The following is a 15252-nucleotide window of genomic DNA, read 5'->3' on the forward strand; positions in this document are numbered from 1 at the left end:
TATTCGCGGGGATGCTCGTCATGCGAGGGAGCGTTCCAGCGCCGGCGCCCGGGAGGGTCGAGAATAGAGGGGTGGGCAACGGATTGCCAGAGCGGGTCGCGATCGTGACGGGGGCCGCGCGGGGGATCGGCGCGGCGATCTCGAAGCGCCTCGCCGCGGACGGCCGCGCCGTCGCCGTGCTCGATCTCGCTGAGAGGACCACTCAGGACACCGTTGAGGCCATCCGTGCGGCCGGCGGCCGGGCGATCGGCGTCGCCGCTGACGTGGCGGATGCGGAGCAGGTGCGGACCGCCGTCGACCGGATCGCCGAAGAGCTCGGCGCGCCGACGATCCTGGTGAACAACGCCGGCATCCTCCGCGACAACCTGCTGTTCAGGATGACCGACGACGACTGGGACTCGGTCGTCGCGGTGCACCTGCGGGGCGCGTTTCTGATGACCCGGGCCGTGCAGGCGCATCAGGTCGCCGCGAAGTGGGGGCGGATCGTGACCCTCTCCTCGATCAGCGCCCTCGGCAACCGCGGGCAGGCGAACTACGCCGCCGTGAAGGCCGGCCTGCAGGGCTTCACGAAGTCGGTCGCCATCGAACTCGGCCCGTTCAATATCACGGCCAACGTGATCGCGCCCGGGTACATCGCCACGGACATGACGCGAGCGACAGCCGAGCGGCTCGGCATGACGTTCGACGACTTCCTCGCCCAGGTCGCGAAGGACATCCCGGTCGGCCGGCCCGGAACGCCGGACGACATCGCGGCGGCCGCAGCGTTCTTCACCTCGGATGAGGCGTCGTTCGTGTCCGGCCAGGTGCTCTACGTCGCAGGGGGGCCGAAGGTATGACCGACCGGCACCGGAGCGGCTCGCTCGAGGAGGAAGCATGACCACAACCGACGCCGCCCCACCCCGCACGCACGAGGGAGTGGGAGTGCGGGAACCGGAATACCGGCTCTCCGAGCCGCTCGATCCGGACATGGCAGGCGTCTTCCGCGGCCTCCCCGCCCAGGCGCTGGAGTACCGCGATCGGGCGCGACGTTTCGTGCAGGAGGAGGTGCTGCCCGTCATCGACGGGTACTGGGACCGCGCCGAGTACCCGCTGCAGCTCGCCCGCCGGCTCGGCGAGCTCGACCTCGTCCGGGACGGCATCGAGGTGCCCGGATTTCCCGACATGGGCCTGCTGGCGGCATGCCTCGTCCAGGCGGAGCTGAGCCGCGGCGACGGATCCGTGGGCACCATGATGGGCGTGCAGGGCGGACTCACCCTGCGATCGGTCTCGCTGCTCGGGTCGCCTGAGCAGAAGGAGCACTGGCTGCCGAAGCTCGCGCGGGTGGATGAGTTCGGCGCGTTCGCGCTCACCGAGCCGACCCACGGCTCCGACTCCGTGAGCCTCGAGACGCGGGCCACCACGGTCGACGGCGGCTACGTGCTGAACGGGGAGAAGAAGTGGATCGGCAACGGCTCCGTCGGCGGAGTCACCGTCGTCTGGGCACGCGGCGACGACGATGCGGTGCACGGCTACCTGGTGCCCCAGTCGACGCCCGGCTACACCGCGACGGTGATCGAGGGGAAGCTCGCGCTGCGCGCGCTGTGGCAGGCGCACATCCGGCTGGAGGCCGTCTTCGTGCCGACCGGCGCCCGCCTGCCCCACGCCCGCAGCTTCAAGGACACCGCCCGCGTGCTCAAGGCCACACGCCTCGGCGTCGCCTGGTCGGCGCTCGGCCACGCCACCGCCTGCTACGAGACAGCCGTGCACTACAGCCGGCAGCGGGTGCAGTTCGGCCGGCCGCTCGCCGCATCGCAGGTGGTGCAGGAGCGGCTGGCGCGGATGCTGAGTGAGCTCACGCAGCTGCAGACGCTGCTCATGTCGCTGACCCGGCTGGAGGGGGAGGAGGGGCTCAGCGGCCCGCAGGCGTCGCTCGCCAAGTACAGCGCCACCCGTTCGGCCCGGTCGATCGCGGCGAACGCCCGCGACCTGCTCGGCGGCAACGGCATCCTGATCGGCAACCGGGTCGCGCGGCACTTCGCCGACATCGAAGCGGTGCACACCTACGAAGGCACCGAGACGGTGCAGGCCCTGATCCTCGGGCGCGACATCACCGGCCTCTCGGCCTTCGCCTGAACGGAAGGGGCTCGCATGAGCAACGACACGATACCGGTGATCCTCGGCGGCGCCCGCACGCCGTTCGCGAAATTCAACGGCGCCTTCGCCTCGCTGCCGGCGACGGTGCTCGGGGCCCACGCGATCCGGGCTGCGCTGCAGCGGGCGAGTGTCCCGGCCGACGCGGTCGACACGGTGATCCTGGGGCAGGTGATCCAGGCCGGCGCGGGGCAGGGGCAGGGCCGGCAGGCGAGCATCGGAGCCGGCATCGGCTGGGACGTGCCCGCCATCACGATCAACAAGCTCTGCCTGTCCGGGTTGACCGCCGTGATCGATGCCGCTCGTCTCATCCGAACCGGCGAGGCCTCGGTGGTCGTCGCCGGCGGCCAGGAGTCGATGACCAACGCCCCGCACCTGCTGCTCAAGTCGCGGGAGCCGTTCGGCCTCGGCGCCAGAGGACTGGAGGATGCGCTGTACTACGACGGTCTGCTCGACCCGTTCGACTCCCTCCTGATGGGGCGTGCGACCGACGAGGGCAATGAGGGCAGGCGCATCCCGAGGGAGCGGCAGGACGAGTACGCGGCGATGTCGCAGCAGCGGGCGGGCGCGGCGCGCGAACGCGGCGAGTTCGACGCGGAGATCGATCCGGTGAAAGTTCCGCAGCCGCGGGCGGAGCCGGCCGAGGTGGCCCACGACGACGGCATTCGCCCCGACACCACGGTGGAATCGCTCGCGCGGCTGAAGCCCGCCTTCCGCGAGGGCGGCACGGTGACCGCCGGCAACGCCTCCCAGATCACAGACGGCGCGGCGGCGCTGGTCGTCGCGAGCAAGGGCTGGGCGCGAGCCAACGGACTGAGCTGGCTGGCGGAGGTCGGCGCGGCCGGGCAGGTCGCGGGCCCTGACCGGTCGCTGCACTCGCAGCCCGCGAACGCGATCCGCCGCGCGCTCGGCCGCGAACACCTCGAGGTCGGCGATCTGCAGGCCGTGGAGATCAACGAGGCGTTCGCCTCCGTCGTCCTTCAGTCGGCCGACGACCTCGGAATCGAGCCCGAGCGGATCAACCGCGCGGGCGGCGCGATCGCGCTCGGGCACCCGGTCGGTGCATCCGGAGCCCGGCTGGCGCTGCACCTCGCGCACGTGCTGCACCGCGACGGCGGTGTCGGCGTCGCCGCGCTCTGCGGCGGGGGCGGTCAGGGCGAGGCGCTCATCCTGCGCTCCACCGGCTAGCCCATCGACTCGGGTGGGACTGCGGTCGCTGAGCTCGTCGAAGCGGCCGCCGGGATGCTGCGGATTTGTGGGCGAATCCAGAACAGTCTGCCGACGAGCAGGAGGAGCAGCGCGCCGACGACGCCCAGCGGGCCGGCGACGACGAGACCGGTCCCCGGCGCGAGGAGGATCAGCATCGGCGCCAGCGCGTTGAAGATGCCGTGTGCGGCGGCGACAGGGAGTACGCTGCCGGTGCGCTCGCGCAGCGCGGTGAGGAAGTACGACATCCCGATGCAGAAGGCCACCATCGCCGGGACGCCGAGCAGCGGGGAACCATAGTTGTAGCCCTGCAGGATCACCGGTGCGTGCCAGAGGCCCCACGCCGTGCCGATTGCGAGATTCGCCCGCCCGCCCCCCAGGTGCTTCAGCTCATCCCACAGGAGTCCGCGCCAGCCGTATTCCTCGCCCATCGCGAACAGTCCGTTGAGTGTCCACCCCGCGACGAGGGCACCCCACATGCCTGCGAGCAACAGCACGAACGCGGGCGGGGGCGGACCGGCCGCAGCGACGGCCTTTTCGCCGAGGAGATCGGCGGCTCCGGCAGCGACCTGCGCCTGCGTGGTGGCGAGTCCGCCGAAGCCCGGGAGGCCGAGCAGGTCGCCACCGACGAAGACGGCGCCCAGGTACAGCAGTGCGAATGCGAACACTCCGGCTGCCGGCGCGAGCAGGAACGCGAGCACTCGGCGGGCCCCGCCGCGGGGAAGTCGGAATCGGTCCCGGCGGATTCCACGCTCGGCGATCACCGCCGCGACGAATGGGGACGGCATGTACAGAGCCGCCAAGACGAGAATGCCTTCGAGCGAGTCGAGGGAGGTGCCGGTGACGAACAGGCCGGCGCCGACGAGGCACGCCCATCCGAGGGAGATGGCGAGAAACGTGAAGACCTTCCGCGACACGCGGCGGCTCCTTTCCTGGGGATTGGGTTGTCGGCGCGGCTTCTACGGGGCGGCCGGAGCCACGGGAATCCGAACGGTGAGGAATGCGGTTCTCGAGGACCGGTGCTGCAGCACGGCCACCACTCCGGCTGTGGCCGCGGTGAGCGCCACGAGGATCCAGAACAGCGACTCCGCACCCCACAACGCGTTCGTCGCGGCCCACCAGGTGTTCATTGCGGCGTGGAACAGCGCGGCGATGAGCACGCTGCCCCCCGTGCGGTCGAAGATCCAGGTCATGATCACGGTGATCGAGATCGCGAGGATCACGAAACCGACGAACGGGTAGCTCTGCCGGCTCCCAGGGAGCAGGAACAGCGGGATGTGCCAGGCCGCCCAGACTGAGCCGAGAACCAGGCTTGCAGTGAGCGGTCCGAATCGTGCACGCAGACGCGGGAGCGCGACGCCGCGCCAGCCCAATTCCTCCGTGAGCAGGTGCAGCAGGACCTGCGTCAGCAGGAGCGGCGCGACGGCGGTGAGCGGCACCAGCGCGTCCAAGTCATGGGTGCCGCCGAGCGCCGCGTGCATGCCGATCGCGGCGAGTGCCGGGATCCCCGGAATGACGAGCGCCGCCAGGTACCACCTGACGTGCACCCGCCACAGCACCATTCGTGCCAGCAGGCTCTTCACCGCCCCTGCGCCGGCGAAACGGCCGGTCACCGCGATCGCCGCGACGGTGATCGCGAGATAGGACAGCGGGTCGCCCGGCAGCTTCCACTGGAGCAGGCCGTGCTGGAATGCAAGGCCCGTGCCCCACACGCCCCAGGAGAGGGCGAACGTCAGGGCGAAGAAGGCGATGAGTGTTCGGCGGTCGGAGCGGGGCATGGGTGCTGAGTCTCGATTCTGTCGTCGCGCGGGGAGGGCGAGCATCGGTCGAGGATGCGGACCGCCCTAGCCGTTCTTACAAATGAGAATGTACAACAGCGCGAGCACCGTTCGCAATAGTGAGAATGGATGTGCATTCCGACCCGGGCCGCCGTGTCGTTTGGGGGGAAGGCGCCGGCGGTGGCGACCTCCGGGCGGGGGTATCCGCCGTCCGCCTCGCGATCGTTCCCGGTGACGGACCCCCGTGGAAGGTCGCCGGAATCCTCACATCCACGCCTCCGGCCTCAGGTCAGCTGGACCTGCGCACCACCGGCTGCGAGCGCTCCGGGAGCCGGATCGGCAGCGGGTCCTCGCCGCCCGCCACCCGTGCCACGTTCTGCGCGAACGCCGTCACGAACTCGTGCACGTCGGCCTCGACGGTCGACAGTGCGGGAATGGCCAGGGTGCCGAACGGGTGGTTGTCGACGCCGATCACCGCGATGCGGTCCGGGACGGCGACGTCCGCATCGCTCGCGGCGGCGAGCACCGCGAAGGCCACCGCGTCGTTGTAGGCGCAGATGCCGTCGACGTCCGGGTGTGCATCAAGCAGTTCGATCAGCGCCGTCGTCGCGGCGGAGCGGTCGTCCGGTGCATCGAATCGCACAGGGGCCTCAAGGTCGAGCCGCCGGGCGGCGTCCTGCACGGCCGCCCAGCGGATCTCGGCCGTCGGCTGCAGCTGGGCCACGCCTGGGAAGGCGAATGCCAGTCTTCTTCGTCCGCGCTCGACGAGGTGCTCGACCTGTGCGGAGGCCGCGCCGCCGATGAAGCCTGGGAGCCCGGGGAACGCCGCCAGCACCGGCACGTCGAACTGCTGCACCAGCTTCGCGAACGTCTCCTCGTCCTCCGTGGCGGACGACAGCACCACGGCCGGTGCGAGGTCGACTGAGGCCCCGTGCAGCTCCGTGTCCCCGAGTTGCCAGACGAGGTGCAAGCCCTTCGTCGCCAGCTCCTCGCCGAGCTGGCTGATGATGCCGGCCGCCACGAAGTCCGCAGCGCGCTGCAGCCCCGGAGTCAGCATGAGCACGACCTTGCTGCGTGCACCGCGCAGGAGCCGGGCCGGACCGTATGGCCGGTACCCGAGGCGGGCTGCAGCCTCCAGCACCCGCTGCCGCGTCGGCTCGGGGATCTGCTGACGCGGATCGCCGTTCAGCACGTAGCTGACCGTGGCGCGCGAAAGGCCGGCTTCGCGCGCCACATCGGTGCTCGTCACGCGTTGGCTCAAACGGCTCACACTCCCGGGAAATCGGTGTCTCGGCGCCACTCTACCGAAATCGTTACTTGCACGTGTCACGGGTCGTTGACACGTGCAAGTAGATCGGTCTACGATCCAACCCATCGGGACAAAGTCCGTCCCGATTCCAAGCCCTGGAGGTCCCATGCGATTCAAGCCCGCCGCCGTCGCAGCCGGCGCAGCTATTGCCCTGACTTTGAGCGCGTGCGCCGGTCAGGGAACGTCACCGGCACCCGCCGGTCCCCTCGAAATCTCCTTCCTGACTGGCTCCGCCGAGGGCACGGGAAGCGCGCTCGTCATGCAAACCCTCGTGGATGAGTACGGCGAGGACGCGTCCCTGGAGATGGACTACCTCGGCGCGGACATGGATCAGAAGATCCAGCTGCTCGCCTCGCAGGATGCCCTGCCCACGTTCTTCCAGGTCGGAACACCGTCGCAGATCATCGAACTCGCCGATGCCGGCAAGATCGTCGACCTGGAGCCGGTGCTCGAGGAACTCGGCGTGCTCGACAAGCTCAGCCCCTTCTCGGTCGACATCATCAAGGGGCTCTACGGAGGCAAGCTCGTGGGTCTGCCGCTCGAGGTGGCGATCGAGGGCTTCTGGTACAACACGGCGCTGTTCGAGGAGCACGGACTCGAGACGCCGGAGACCTGGGCGGACCTGGACGAAGCGGCCGCGACGCTGCAGGAGGCCGGGATCCAGCCGATCGCGACGGCGGGCAAGGCCGGCTGGCCGGTCACCCGGCTCGTCAGCGGCTACATCCACCGCAATGTGGGCCCGGATGCACTGACCGCGGTTCGCGACGGCGACGCTGAGTTCACCGACCCCGAGTACCTTGCCGGGGCCGAGGCCATCGCCGACTTCGCGGATAAGGGGTACTTCGGCGAGGGCGTCGCCGCACTCGACTACGATCCGGCGCTCGACCTGTTCCTCCAGGGCAAGGCCGCGATCTACTACATGGGCACGTGGGCCACTGCGGCGTTCAATGACGCGGAGCGGAACCAGATCGGTGAGGAGAACATCGGCTTCTTCCCGATCCCCGCGGTGGACGGCGGGGCCGGCAACGCGGAGCAGACGCCCGCCAACGTCGGACTGCCGATGGCGGTGACCGCCAAGACGCTGACGCCCGAAGTGGAGCAGTTCTTGAAGTACCTGGTGGAGAACTACGGCGACGTGGCGATGGAGAAGCTGGACCTGATCACCGGCTTCGAAACCGATCTCGAGCCGAAGTCGCGTCTCGTGGCCGAGATCGCCGATCGGCTCGACGGCATCACCGACGCGGTGCCCTGGTTCGAGTCCCACCAGAGCCCCGAGGGCACGTCTGTGTCTCAAGGAGCCGGCGGCGCGCTCGCGGCCGGCGACATCACCGCCCAGCAGTTCATGGAACAGGTGCAGGCCGCGCAGTAATTGCCTGTCGCTCGCACCGAGAACAGCGAGGGGCCCGGAGCGTTCCCACACTCCGGGCCCCTCCTTCCGTAAGGAGATCCATGGAGAAGGTACTCGGCGATCGTCGGGCGATCCTCCTGTTCATCACCCCGGCCCTGCTCCTCTACACGGTCATCATGATCGTGCCGATCGTGTGGTCGACCGGATACACGTTCTTCGAGGGCAACCCGATCTCCGGCTTCGACTCGGTCGGCTTGGGCAACTACACGGAGCTCGCAGCCGACCCGGTCTTCTGGCAGGCGACCTGGTTCAGCCTCAGATACGCGGTCGTCGTGACGGTGCTGCAGGTCGCGGCCGGCTTCGGGCTCTCGCTGCTCTACGTGTTCTTTCTGCGGAAGTCGTCCGCGCTCGTGCGGACGCTGGTCTTCTTCCCGATCGTGCTGCCGACCGCCGCCGTCGCCCAGATGTTCGTGAAGCTGTTCGAGCTGGTGCCGCAGCACGGGCTGGTGAACGCCTTCACCTCCGGCCTCGGGCTCGGCGCGACCGACTGGCTCGGATCGCCCGACAACGCGTTCGTCGTGCTGGTGATCATGGATGTCTGGCGCTCCATGGGGTTTTATGCCGTGCTGCTGTACGCGGGGCTCGTCGCCATCCCCGACGACATGATCGAGGCCGCCCGGCTCGACGGCGCCCATCGCTGGACGCTGGTGCGGCACATGATCCTGCCGTTCCTCACCCCGGTGCTGGTCTCCGCCCTCATCTTCAGCATCAACGGATCCATCAAGGTATTCGATTCGGTGTTCGCGCTGACTGCCGGCGGTCCGAACGGTGCGACCACACCGCTCACCCTGCTGATGTTCCGCACCTCATTCAACTTCGGCCAGTACGGATACGGCAGCACCATCGCCATGGCACTGACGCTGCTGAGCCTCGTGGTGACCGTCGCGATCTTCCGGAGCGCCCGGAAGGACGTGACCGCATGACCGCCACGGTCGCACCCGTGCGCCCCGCCGGACGGGCCGACGAGCCGGCGCCTCCGGCGCGGCCGGCAGCACGACGCCGGATCAGCGTGGGCCGGCTGCTCGGCTGGATCGGCATCGTGCTTCTGCTGGTGATCGAGATCGTGCCGCTGCTCTGGCTGCTGCTGTCGTCGCTGAAGGGGCCGGCGGAGTTCAGCACGAAGCCGATGTGGGCGCTCCCGGACGGGCTGCACTGGCAGAACTATGTCGACGCCTGGGTGCGCGGGAACATGGACACCTACATCCTGAACAGCGCCCTGGCGACGTTCCCGGCCATCGCACTGCTGATTGCGGTCGGGGTCATGGCGGGGTTCGCCCTCGAGGTGCTGAAGTGGCGAGGCCAGAACGGGGTGCTGCTCGGATTCCTCGTCGGTCTCATGGTGCCGACGCAGATGATCTTGCTGCCGCTGTTCACGATGTACTTCCACGCTCAGCTGTTGAACAATCCGCTCGCGCTCATCCTCACGTACACCGCTACGGGACTGCCCCTGACCGTGTTCATGATGGCCGGCTACTACCGCTCGGTGCCGCGGGAGATGATCGAGGCGGCCGTCGTGGACGGGGCGAGCATCTACCGCGTCTTCTGGAGCATCACGCTGCCGGTGCTGCGCAACGCGATCATGACCATCGCAATCGTGCAGTTCTTCTTCTTCTGGAACGACCTGCTGTTCGCGCTGACGTTCATGGGGTCGAACGACTCGAAGACAATCCAGGCGGGTCTGCTGGCGTTCATCGGCCAGTACGGGCAGACGGAGTGGGGACCGACCTTCGCGTCGATCTGCATCTCCATCGTGCCGACGCTGCTGATCTACCTGGTGCTGAACCAGAAGGTCATGAAGGGCCTCACCGACGGAGCCGTGAAGGGCTGACCGCGAACGAAAGGAGGGGCCGGGTGCAACCCCGGCCCCTCCTCCCGTGCGTGCCTCAGTCGAAGTCCTCGACTCGCCACTCCTCGTGCCAGTCGATGTATGCCATCGACCCGTCGAACCGCAGCGGCAGCCACACGTAGGCCGCTTGCGACGTGTCGATCGTGGTCAGCTCCGCCATCGGCTCGACATCGCCGCCCTGCTCCTGCCCGAAGTGCTCCTCGAACGCCTTCAGCGCCGCGCTGCTGTCCGCCGTGTAGTGGGGCAGCCAGCGGTCGCCGAGCGCGATGTACAGGTCCCTCTTTCCCGGATGCTTGAACACCGAGGAGATCTGCGTGTGGAAGGACGTGCGGCTCGGATCGTCCGGATGCGGGTCGCCGAGCACCGTGAACGGCCCGTGGTACGACGGCGCGACCGCCACCTCGGAGGGATTCGGGTAGTAGCCCGTCGTGCCGGACGTGATCAGGTAGTGCAACCCATCCCGAGCGAAGTACGAGGGCGCCTCCCGCACGAACGGCGGCTGCTTCCGTGGAAAGTGAGTCGAGTAGTAGCCGGTCACGTCGGTGTAGTCGTCGGTCAGGTCCGCGCAGATCAACTCCGTGTGGATGCGGCCGAAGTAGTAGTAGCCCTTTCCGTCCGTGGGGTCCACGGCGAGGTCGAAATCGCCGGCGTTCATCCCGAGCGGCCTCAGCCAGGAGCGCACCTCCGTGTAGGGACCGAGGATCGAATCGGCCTCGAGCACCGTCGAGCGCTGTGTGGGCTCACCGGGCGTCATCACCTTGATCCAGCAGACGAACTTCTCCGTCCGCTCGTTGTAGATGATGTGCGGGCGGTCGAGGTACTGCTGCGGGTGTAGCGGGGACGTCGGGTCGTTCACGTCCGGCGGGATGATGAGGCCGCGGTCCTCCCAGTTGTACAGGTCCGTCGATGAATAGCAGCGGACGCCCCAGTGCCAGATCCCGCTGCCGGGCGTCGACTTCTCTTTGTTCTCGCCGTACCAGTAGAAGACCCCGTCGACGGCGAGGATGGAGCCGCCGTGGGCCTGAATCCGGTCGCCCTTCGTGTCGAGCCAGATCTGTCCTGGAGTGATCGAGCTGCGTGCGGTCTGCAGCATCCGGTTCCTTTCGTGCGGTGGATGGTCAATGCGATTCATCGTACTGGCACGTGTAAGCGTTGTCGATGCTGGCGTCCGCGAGTGTCACCTACGCTCCGCATCCGGCGTCACGCGGATCACGATCTTCGCCCGCGCGTGCCGCTCCGCGAAGTGGCGGATCGCCTGGCCGGTCTCAGCGAGCGGGTACGCCCGTTCGATCACCGGTGTCACCTCGCCGGCCTCGACGAGCTCGGTGATCCGGTCGAGGGGGAGGCCACTCGTGAAGGTGCGGAGGGTCTGGCTGACGAACGGTGTCATCAGGAGCGCCTGGAGGATTCTGCCCATCGGCCCGAGCACCCGTCCGCCGGTGCCGCTCGAGAGCACCAGCGTCCCGCGGCGGGTGAGGACGCCGCGCAGGCGGCTGAGCGAATGGTTCCCGATGCTGTCGAAGATCACGTCATACCGCTCGGCTCCAGTCGTGAAGTCCGTCTCGGTGTAGTCGATGACGTGGTCGGCGCCGAGGGAGCGGGCAAGCTCCGCGTTCCGTGCGCTGCACACCGCCGTCACCTCGGCGCCGAGCGACTTGGCGATCTGCACCGCGAACGTTCCCACTCCTCCGGACGCACCGTTGATCAGCACGTGGCTGTCGGGGCGCACGTCATCCGCGATGGTGAGCCCCTGCAGGGCCGTGCGGGCGGAGAGCGGCACGACGGCCGCCTGCTCGAATGTGAGGTTCGCGGGCTTCAATGCCACCGCGCGTTCGGGTGCCGCGGCGTACTCCGCGAAGGTGCCGGTGTCCAGCTCCCCGTACACGGCGTCGCCCGGGCGGAACCGGGTGACGGCCGGGCCGACCGCGTGGATCACGCCGGCGACGTCCCTGCCGCGCACCGGCTGTTTCGGGCGCCGCAAGCCGAATGCCAGCCGGCCGATCAGGGGCTCGCCCGTCGTGGAGACCCAGTCGGCATGATTCACGCCTGCCGCGTGGACGCGGATCAGCACTTCATCGTCAGTGATCGCCGGGATGCTGATCGCCTTCAGTCGGAGCACGGCTGAGTCGCCGTACTCGCGTTGCACGATGGCGCTCATCGTGGTGCTCTCGGGCGGTGCGGAAACGGTTGCCGGGTGGCTCGTCGTGGTCATGAGTGTGCGTTCCTTCGGTTCGGTCGGGATTCGCCGCTGCAGGCGTCCGGCGGGAAGCCGACGCCGGTGAGCGCCTCGGATGCCGCCCAGAGCCGAGCGGCGGTGAGCGCCGGTGAGGTTCGGCATGCGCGCCGCGGTCCAGGCGGTCGCGGCGCTCATGCGCGGGCCGACCGCGTGGCGACGGGCCGGAAGCCCTTGGCGATCAGCCAGATGCCGAAGGCGACCTCGAAGCCGGCGCCGGGGATGGTGGAGACCAGTCCTGCGCCGGTCACGCCGGCGAGCTCAAGGAGGCATCCGGTGGCGAAGGTGGCGTACCCGACGAAGCCCCAGACGGCGAGGATGCGGGGAGCCAGCCCGGAGCGGAACAGCAGCGCGCAGAACGCGAGGCTGCCGATGCCGAGGCCTGCCATGGCGACGTTGTAGGCGACGAAGTTGGTCTCGATGGCGGCGGAGCCGGTCAGCGTCAGCAGGGCAACCGCTCCGGTTCCGAGGCCGATGCCCTCGAAGATACGCGTGCCGAGATACAGCCGGGCGACCGGCCTGCTGAAGCGGCCGAGGATCGGGAACACCAGGGCTCCGATCGCGACGACCATGGCGGAGTTGATCAGCATGGACCCGACGCCCGCGACGAGCAGGGCCGATGCGCCATCGTCGCCGGTGCTGGCCAGCGCGACACTGCTGCCGATGCCGTACGTCAGAAAGGCGCCGAGCATGAGGATCCCGACCGCGCGTGCCGCAGCCCGGAACCGTGCGCGCTGCGGAGCGGACAGTTCGAGCGACGCGTGCGGGACGGACCCGGTGTGGGAGGTGGGGAGCATTTCGGCTCGCGAGGTGGTGGTCATGACTTCCTTCGATCGGCTGCCGCGACTCTTACGGTGTAAGGTCGCCGTACCCGGTCTACCATACGGTGTAAGGTGAAGTCAACGCAACGACGGAAATGGAGGGCACGTGACGGCAACCGGGGCCGGGCGAACGGTTCGAGCGAAGGATGGCGGCAGGACGCCGGTGACCCGCGAACGCGCGCTGCAGACCGCGATGGGGCTCGCCGATGCCGGCGGGATCGGGTCGCTGAGCATGCGGAAGCTCGCCGCCGAGCTGGGGATCGAGGCCATGTCGCTCTATCACCACGTGAGGAGCAAGGAGGACATCCTCGACGGAATGGTCGACATCGTCTTCAGTGAGATGGAGCTTCCGCTCCCGGGAGAGGAGTGGAAGACGGCGATGCGCCGGCGGGCGGAGTCGACGCGAGCAGTGCTGGCGAAGCACCCATGGGCGATCGGCATCCTGGACTCGCGCACCAGCCCCGGGACCGCGACGCTTCGATACCTCGACACCGTGATCGCGTTCCTGCGTGCTGCCGGCTTCTCCATCGCCATGGCCGCGCACGCGCTGTCGGTGCTCGACAGCTACGTGCGGGGATTCGCGATGCAGGAGGCGTCGCTGCCGCTTGACCAGTCGGGCAGCATCGAGGCCGCCACCGAGAGCATTCTGGAGCAGCAGCACATGATGTCCAACGCATTTCCGCACCTTGGCGAGATGGCCGCCGAGCTCATCCTGAAGCCGGGGTACGCCTACGGCAACGAGTTCGAGTTCGGGATCGGGCTGATCCTCGATGGCCTGGACGGCGCGCTCGCAGGAGAGGGCGCCGAGGCCGCCCGGAATGCACCGACCGGGGCTGGCTCGGCGGCGTCACCGACGGTGGGGTAGCCGGCGCTCAGCCGAAGTCGCCGAAGTCGCCGAAGTCGCCCAGGTCCCCGAGCCCATCGAGCAGGCCGCCGATTGCGAGCCCGCCGAGCACGCCGCCGAGGATCTGGCCGCCGCCGATGCTGATGCCGCCGCGCGGGCCGTACCCCTGCGGACCGTAGCCGCCATAGCCACCCGACCCGTAGCCCTGGAGGCGCTGGAGGTCGGCGTGGGCGAATGCCGCGGCGTCGGCTGCGAGGGCAGCGGCGCGACGCGCGCGGGCGAGCGCCAGCGCGGGATCGCGTTCCTCAGGAATGCCGGCGAACTGCAGCTCCGCTTCGGCGAGGCGGGTGCGGGCATCGGGCCCGATCGGAACGCGGTAGTCGGTGATCATCGAGCGCGCCGAGGCGATCTGTCGTTCCGCATCGTCCATCGCGGTGAGCAGCTGCGCCCGCAGGCGATCCTGCTCATGCGCCCGCTGGGTGCGCTCGGCAACCGCTTCGTCCAGCGCGGTGTTGGCCTGGCGCAGCGCCGACAGCGAGCCGATGGGATCGAGACGGGCGCCCGGAGCCGGCAGTGCTGCGAGGGCGCGCTCGAGGCTTGCGATCGCTCCATCGATCCTGCCGCGTCGCTCCGACTCCGGCAGGGCGCGCGCGGCGGACAGCTCCGCGTGCGACTCGGCGACCATGGCGGCGAGGGTCGACTCCGCCTGGAGCGCCTCGACCTCGAAGCTGTCGACGGCGTCGAGCAGTGCGTCAGCCCGGCGCGCCGCCTCCTCCGCGGCCCGCACCGCGGCGTCCGCCTCGGAGTCCCGGGAGGCGGCGAGGCGGGACTCGGCGACCTCGGTGCTCCGCTCCGCGAAGCGCAGCAGCTGCTCCGCCTGATCCGCGTTCGCGGCGACCGGGCTGAGGCTGGCGTCCGCGTACCGCTCCGCCAGCGCGGTCAGCGCCCTCCGTGCCGCTGGGATGGCCTGCCGGGTGCGTTCCACATCGGCGCGCACCCGCTGGATCTGCGATGGCGTGCGGCGGACCGTGTCGCGCCGGGCAGCGAAGGCGGACGCCTGCTCCGCGATCGCCGCCTCCGCCGACTGGCACAGCGAGACGATCCGCTCGTTCCACTCGCGGCGCTGCGCTTCGGTGTCGGGCACGTGGTCGCTCAGCAGCTGGTTGAGGTGGAACGCCTCGCTCAGCCGCTGCCTGGCCCGCTGCAGCGCGGCGCGGAAGTCCGCCACTGCGGTCTCACCGAACTCCGCGACGGCGAACCCGACCTCGTCGTCCGCCAGGCGGATCCGCTCATCCGCGCGCACGAGCGCGACGCCCGCAGCCCGCTCCAGCTCCGACAGCTGGGCGGCCGCCTGCTGCTCCTGCGCCAGCCGTTCCCGAGCGGCGCGGGCGCGGGAACGGCGTACCGCGGCCCCCACGACGATGGCGAGAACGGCCACTGCGGCGATGCCGACAAGCAGGAGCGCCAGATCCATGGCCCGATCCTAGAGCCGCTCGTTGTGCCCCAGCCCGGGAGCCCTCAACGCCGCGATGCGGCGCGGCTCGACCGGAACTGCCTGCGCCTGAAACCGTTCAGGTGAATTGCACGGTCAGCCGGGCAACCCTGCAGCGTGGGCACAGCCAGTACGGGTGCGCCGTCGTCCCGGTGATCTGCAGCGGGCTCGAGCAGTCCGCGCAC

At 69.4% G+C, this 15252-nt stretch carries 14 protein-coding genes; 7 read left to right on the forward strand and 7 right to left on the reverse strand.

Features of this window, described 5'->3' with window-relative positions; all coding sequences use genetic code 11:
- Positions 1 to 71 precede the first annotated feature (71 nt).
- Genes fabG through ACFFGH_RS22665 form a run of 3 tightly spaced genes read left to right on the forward strand, consistent with a single transcriptional unit; the run spans position 72 to position 3318 of the window.
- Positions 72 to 836 carry a 3-oxoacyl-ACP reductase FabG gene (fabG, locus tag ACFFGH_RS22655; RefSeq protein WP_386672573.1) on the forward strand — a complete coding sequence of 255 codons (765 nt, stop codon included), beginning with the start codon at positions 72 to 74 and terminating at the stop codon, positions 834 to 836.
- A gap of 37 nt (positions 837 to 873) precedes the next feature.
- The gene (locus tag ACFFGH_RS22660; RefSeq protein ID WP_386672575.1) at positions 874 to 2112 is read left to right on the forward strand and encodes an acyl-CoA dehydrogenase family protein; all 1239 of its coding nucleotides are present in this window, start codon (positions 874 to 876) and stop codon (positions 2110 to 2112) included.
- Between the two features lie 15 nt (positions 2113 to 2127).
- Positions 2128 to 3318: an acetyl-CoA C-acetyltransferase gene (locus ACFFGH_RS22665; RefSeq protein ID WP_386672577.1), complete on the forward strand. Its 1191-nt coding sequence runs from the start codon at positions 2128 to 2130 to the stop codon at positions 3316 to 3318.
- On the opposite strand, the gene ACFFGH_RS22670 is transcribed toward ACFFGH_RS22665, so the two are convergent.
- The 3 genes from ACFFGH_RS22670 to ACFFGH_RS22680 form a co-directional block, all read right to left on the reverse strand.
- Positions 3315 to 4253 carry a CPBP family intramembrane glutamic endopeptidase gene (locus tag ACFFGH_RS22670; RefSeq protein ID WP_386672579.1) on the reverse strand — a complete coding sequence of 313 codons (939 nt, stop codon included), beginning with the start codon at positions 4251 to 4253 and terminating at the stop codon, positions 3315 to 3317. The genes ACFFGH_RS22665 and ACFFGH_RS22670 overlap by 4 nt on opposite strands.
- Positions 4254 to 4295: 42 nt before the next feature.
- Positions 4296 to 5114 carry a CPBP family intramembrane glutamic endopeptidase gene (locus ACFFGH_RS22675; protein ID WP_386672581.1) on the reverse strand — a complete coding sequence of 273 codons (819 nt, stop codon included), beginning with the start codon at positions 5112 to 5114 and terminating at the stop codon, positions 4296 to 4298.
- A 289-nt stretch (positions 5115 to 5403) separates the two neighbouring features.
- Positions 5404 to 6363, reverse strand: coding sequence for a LacI family DNA-binding transcriptional regulator (locus tag ACFFGH_RS22680; RefSeq protein WP_386672583.1), 960 nt, complete (start codon positions 6361 to 6363; stop codon positions 5404 to 5406).
- Between the two features lie 319 nt (positions 6364 to 6682).
- Here ACFFGH_RS22680 and ACFFGH_RS22685 point away from each other — a divergent pair, with 319 nt between their 5' ends.
- From ACFFGH_RS22685 to ACFFGH_RS22695, 3 genes are all read left to right on the forward strand, one after another.
- Entirely contained in the window at positions 6683 to 7792 is a 1110-nt protein-coding gene (locus ACFFGH_RS22685) for an ABC transporter substrate-binding protein (RefSeq protein WP_386672585.1), read from the forward strand.
- 80 nt (positions 7793 to 7872) lie between these two features.
- On the forward strand, positions 7873 to 8754 hold the full coding sequence (locus ACFFGH_RS22690; RefSeq protein ID WP_386672587.1) for a carbohydrate ABC transporter permease: 882 nt from the start codon (positions 7873 to 7875) through the stop codon (positions 8752 to 8754).
- On the forward strand, positions 8751 to 9659 hold the full coding sequence (locus ACFFGH_RS22695) for a carbohydrate ABC transporter permease (protein ID WP_386672589.1): 909 nt from the start codon (positions 8751 to 8753) through the stop codon (positions 9657 to 9659). The genes ACFFGH_RS22690 and ACFFGH_RS22695 overlap by 4 nt, the downstream gene beginning before the upstream one ends.
- 55 nt (positions 9660 to 9714) lie before the next feature.
- Here ACFFGH_RS22695 and ACFFGH_RS22700 read toward each other — a convergent pair whose 3' ends face one another.
- From ACFFGH_RS22700 to ACFFGH_RS22710, 3 genes are all read right to left on the reverse strand, one after another.
- Complete coding sequence (locus ACFFGH_RS22700) at positions 9715 to 10770, reverse strand: family 43 glycosylhydrolase (protein WP_386672591.1); 1056 nt, start codon at positions 10768 to 10770, stop codon at positions 9715 to 9717.
- Positions 10771 to 10854: 84 nt separating this feature from the next.
- Positions 10855 to 11889: an NAD(P)-dependent alcohol dehydrogenase gene (locus tag ACFFGH_RS22705; protein ID WP_386672593.1), complete on the reverse strand. Its 1035-nt coding sequence runs from the start codon at positions 11887 to 11889 to the stop codon at positions 10855 to 10857.
- A 155-nt stretch (positions 11890 to 12044) separates the two neighbouring features.
- The gene (locus tag ACFFGH_RS22710) at positions 12045 to 12731 is read right to left on the reverse strand and encodes a DUF4386 domain-containing protein (protein WP_386672595.1); all 687 of its coding nucleotides are present in this window, start codon (positions 12729 to 12731) and stop codon (positions 12045 to 12047) included.
- 163 nt (positions 12732 to 12894) lie between these two features.
- Between ACFFGH_RS22710 and ACFFGH_RS22715 the strand changes: the two genes are divergently transcribed.
- Positions 12895 to 13596, forward strand: a complete 702-nt coding sequence (locus ACFFGH_RS22715) for a TetR/AcrR family transcriptional regulator (protein WP_386672597.1) — start codon at positions 12895 to 12897, stop codon at positions 13594 to 13596.
- A 7-nt stretch (positions 13597 to 13603) separates the two neighbouring features.
- On the opposite strand, the gene ACFFGH_RS22720 is transcribed toward ACFFGH_RS22715, so the two are convergent.
- Positions 13604 to 15049 carry a hypothetical protein gene (locus ACFFGH_RS22720; protein ID WP_386672599.1) on the reverse strand — a complete coding sequence of 482 codons (1446 nt, stop codon included), beginning with the start codon at positions 15047 to 15049 and terminating at the stop codon, positions 13604 to 13606.
- Positions 15050 to 15252 lie beyond the last annotated feature (203 nt).

The sequence above is a fragment of the Lysobacter korlensis genome, from assembly GCF_042434515.1.

Bases quoted from the DNA above. Each gene is read 5' to 3' on its own strand.
- ACFFGH_RS22660 (WP_386672575.1), top strand. From the start codon at position 874: ATGACCACAACCGACGCCGCCCCACCCCGCACGCACGAGGGAGTGGGA.
- ACFFGH_RS22720 (WP_386672599.1), bottom strand. From the start codon at position 15,049: ATGGATCTGGCGCTCCTGCTTGTCGGCATCGCCGCAGTGGCCGTTCTC.
- ACFFGH_RS22700 (WP_386672591.1), bottom strand. From the start codon at position 10,770: ATGCTGCAGACCGCACGCAGCTCGATCACTCCAGGACAGATCTGGCTC.
- ACFFGH_RS22675 (WP_386672581.1), bottom strand. From the start codon at position 5,114: ATGCCCCGCTCCGACCGCCGAACACTCATCGCCTTCTTCGCCCTGACG.
- ACFFGH_RS22695 (WP_386672589.1), top strand. From the start codon at position 8,751: ATGACCGCCACGGTCGCACCCGTGCGCCCCGCCGGACGGGCCGACGAG.
- ACFFGH_RS22705 (WP_386672593.1), bottom strand. From the start codon at position 11,889: ATGACCACGACGAGCCACCCGGCAACCGTTTCCGCACCGCCCGAGAGC.
- ACFFGH_RS22710 (WP_386672595.1), bottom strand. From the start codon at position 12,731: ATGACCACCACCTCGCGAGCCGAAATGCTCCCCACCTCCCACACCGGG.
- ACFFGH_RS22665 (WP_386672577.1), top strand. From the start codon at position 2,128: ATGAGCAACGACACGATACCGGTGATCCTCGGCGGCGCCCGCACGCCG.
- ACFFGH_RS22690 (WP_386672587.1), top strand. From the start codon at position 7,873: ATGGAGAAGGTACTCGGCGATCGTCGGGCGATCCTCCTGTTCATCACC.
- ACFFGH_RS22685 (WP_386672585.1), top strand. From the start codon at position 6,683: ATGCAAACCCTCGTGGATGAGTACGGCGAGGACGCGTCCCTGGAGATG.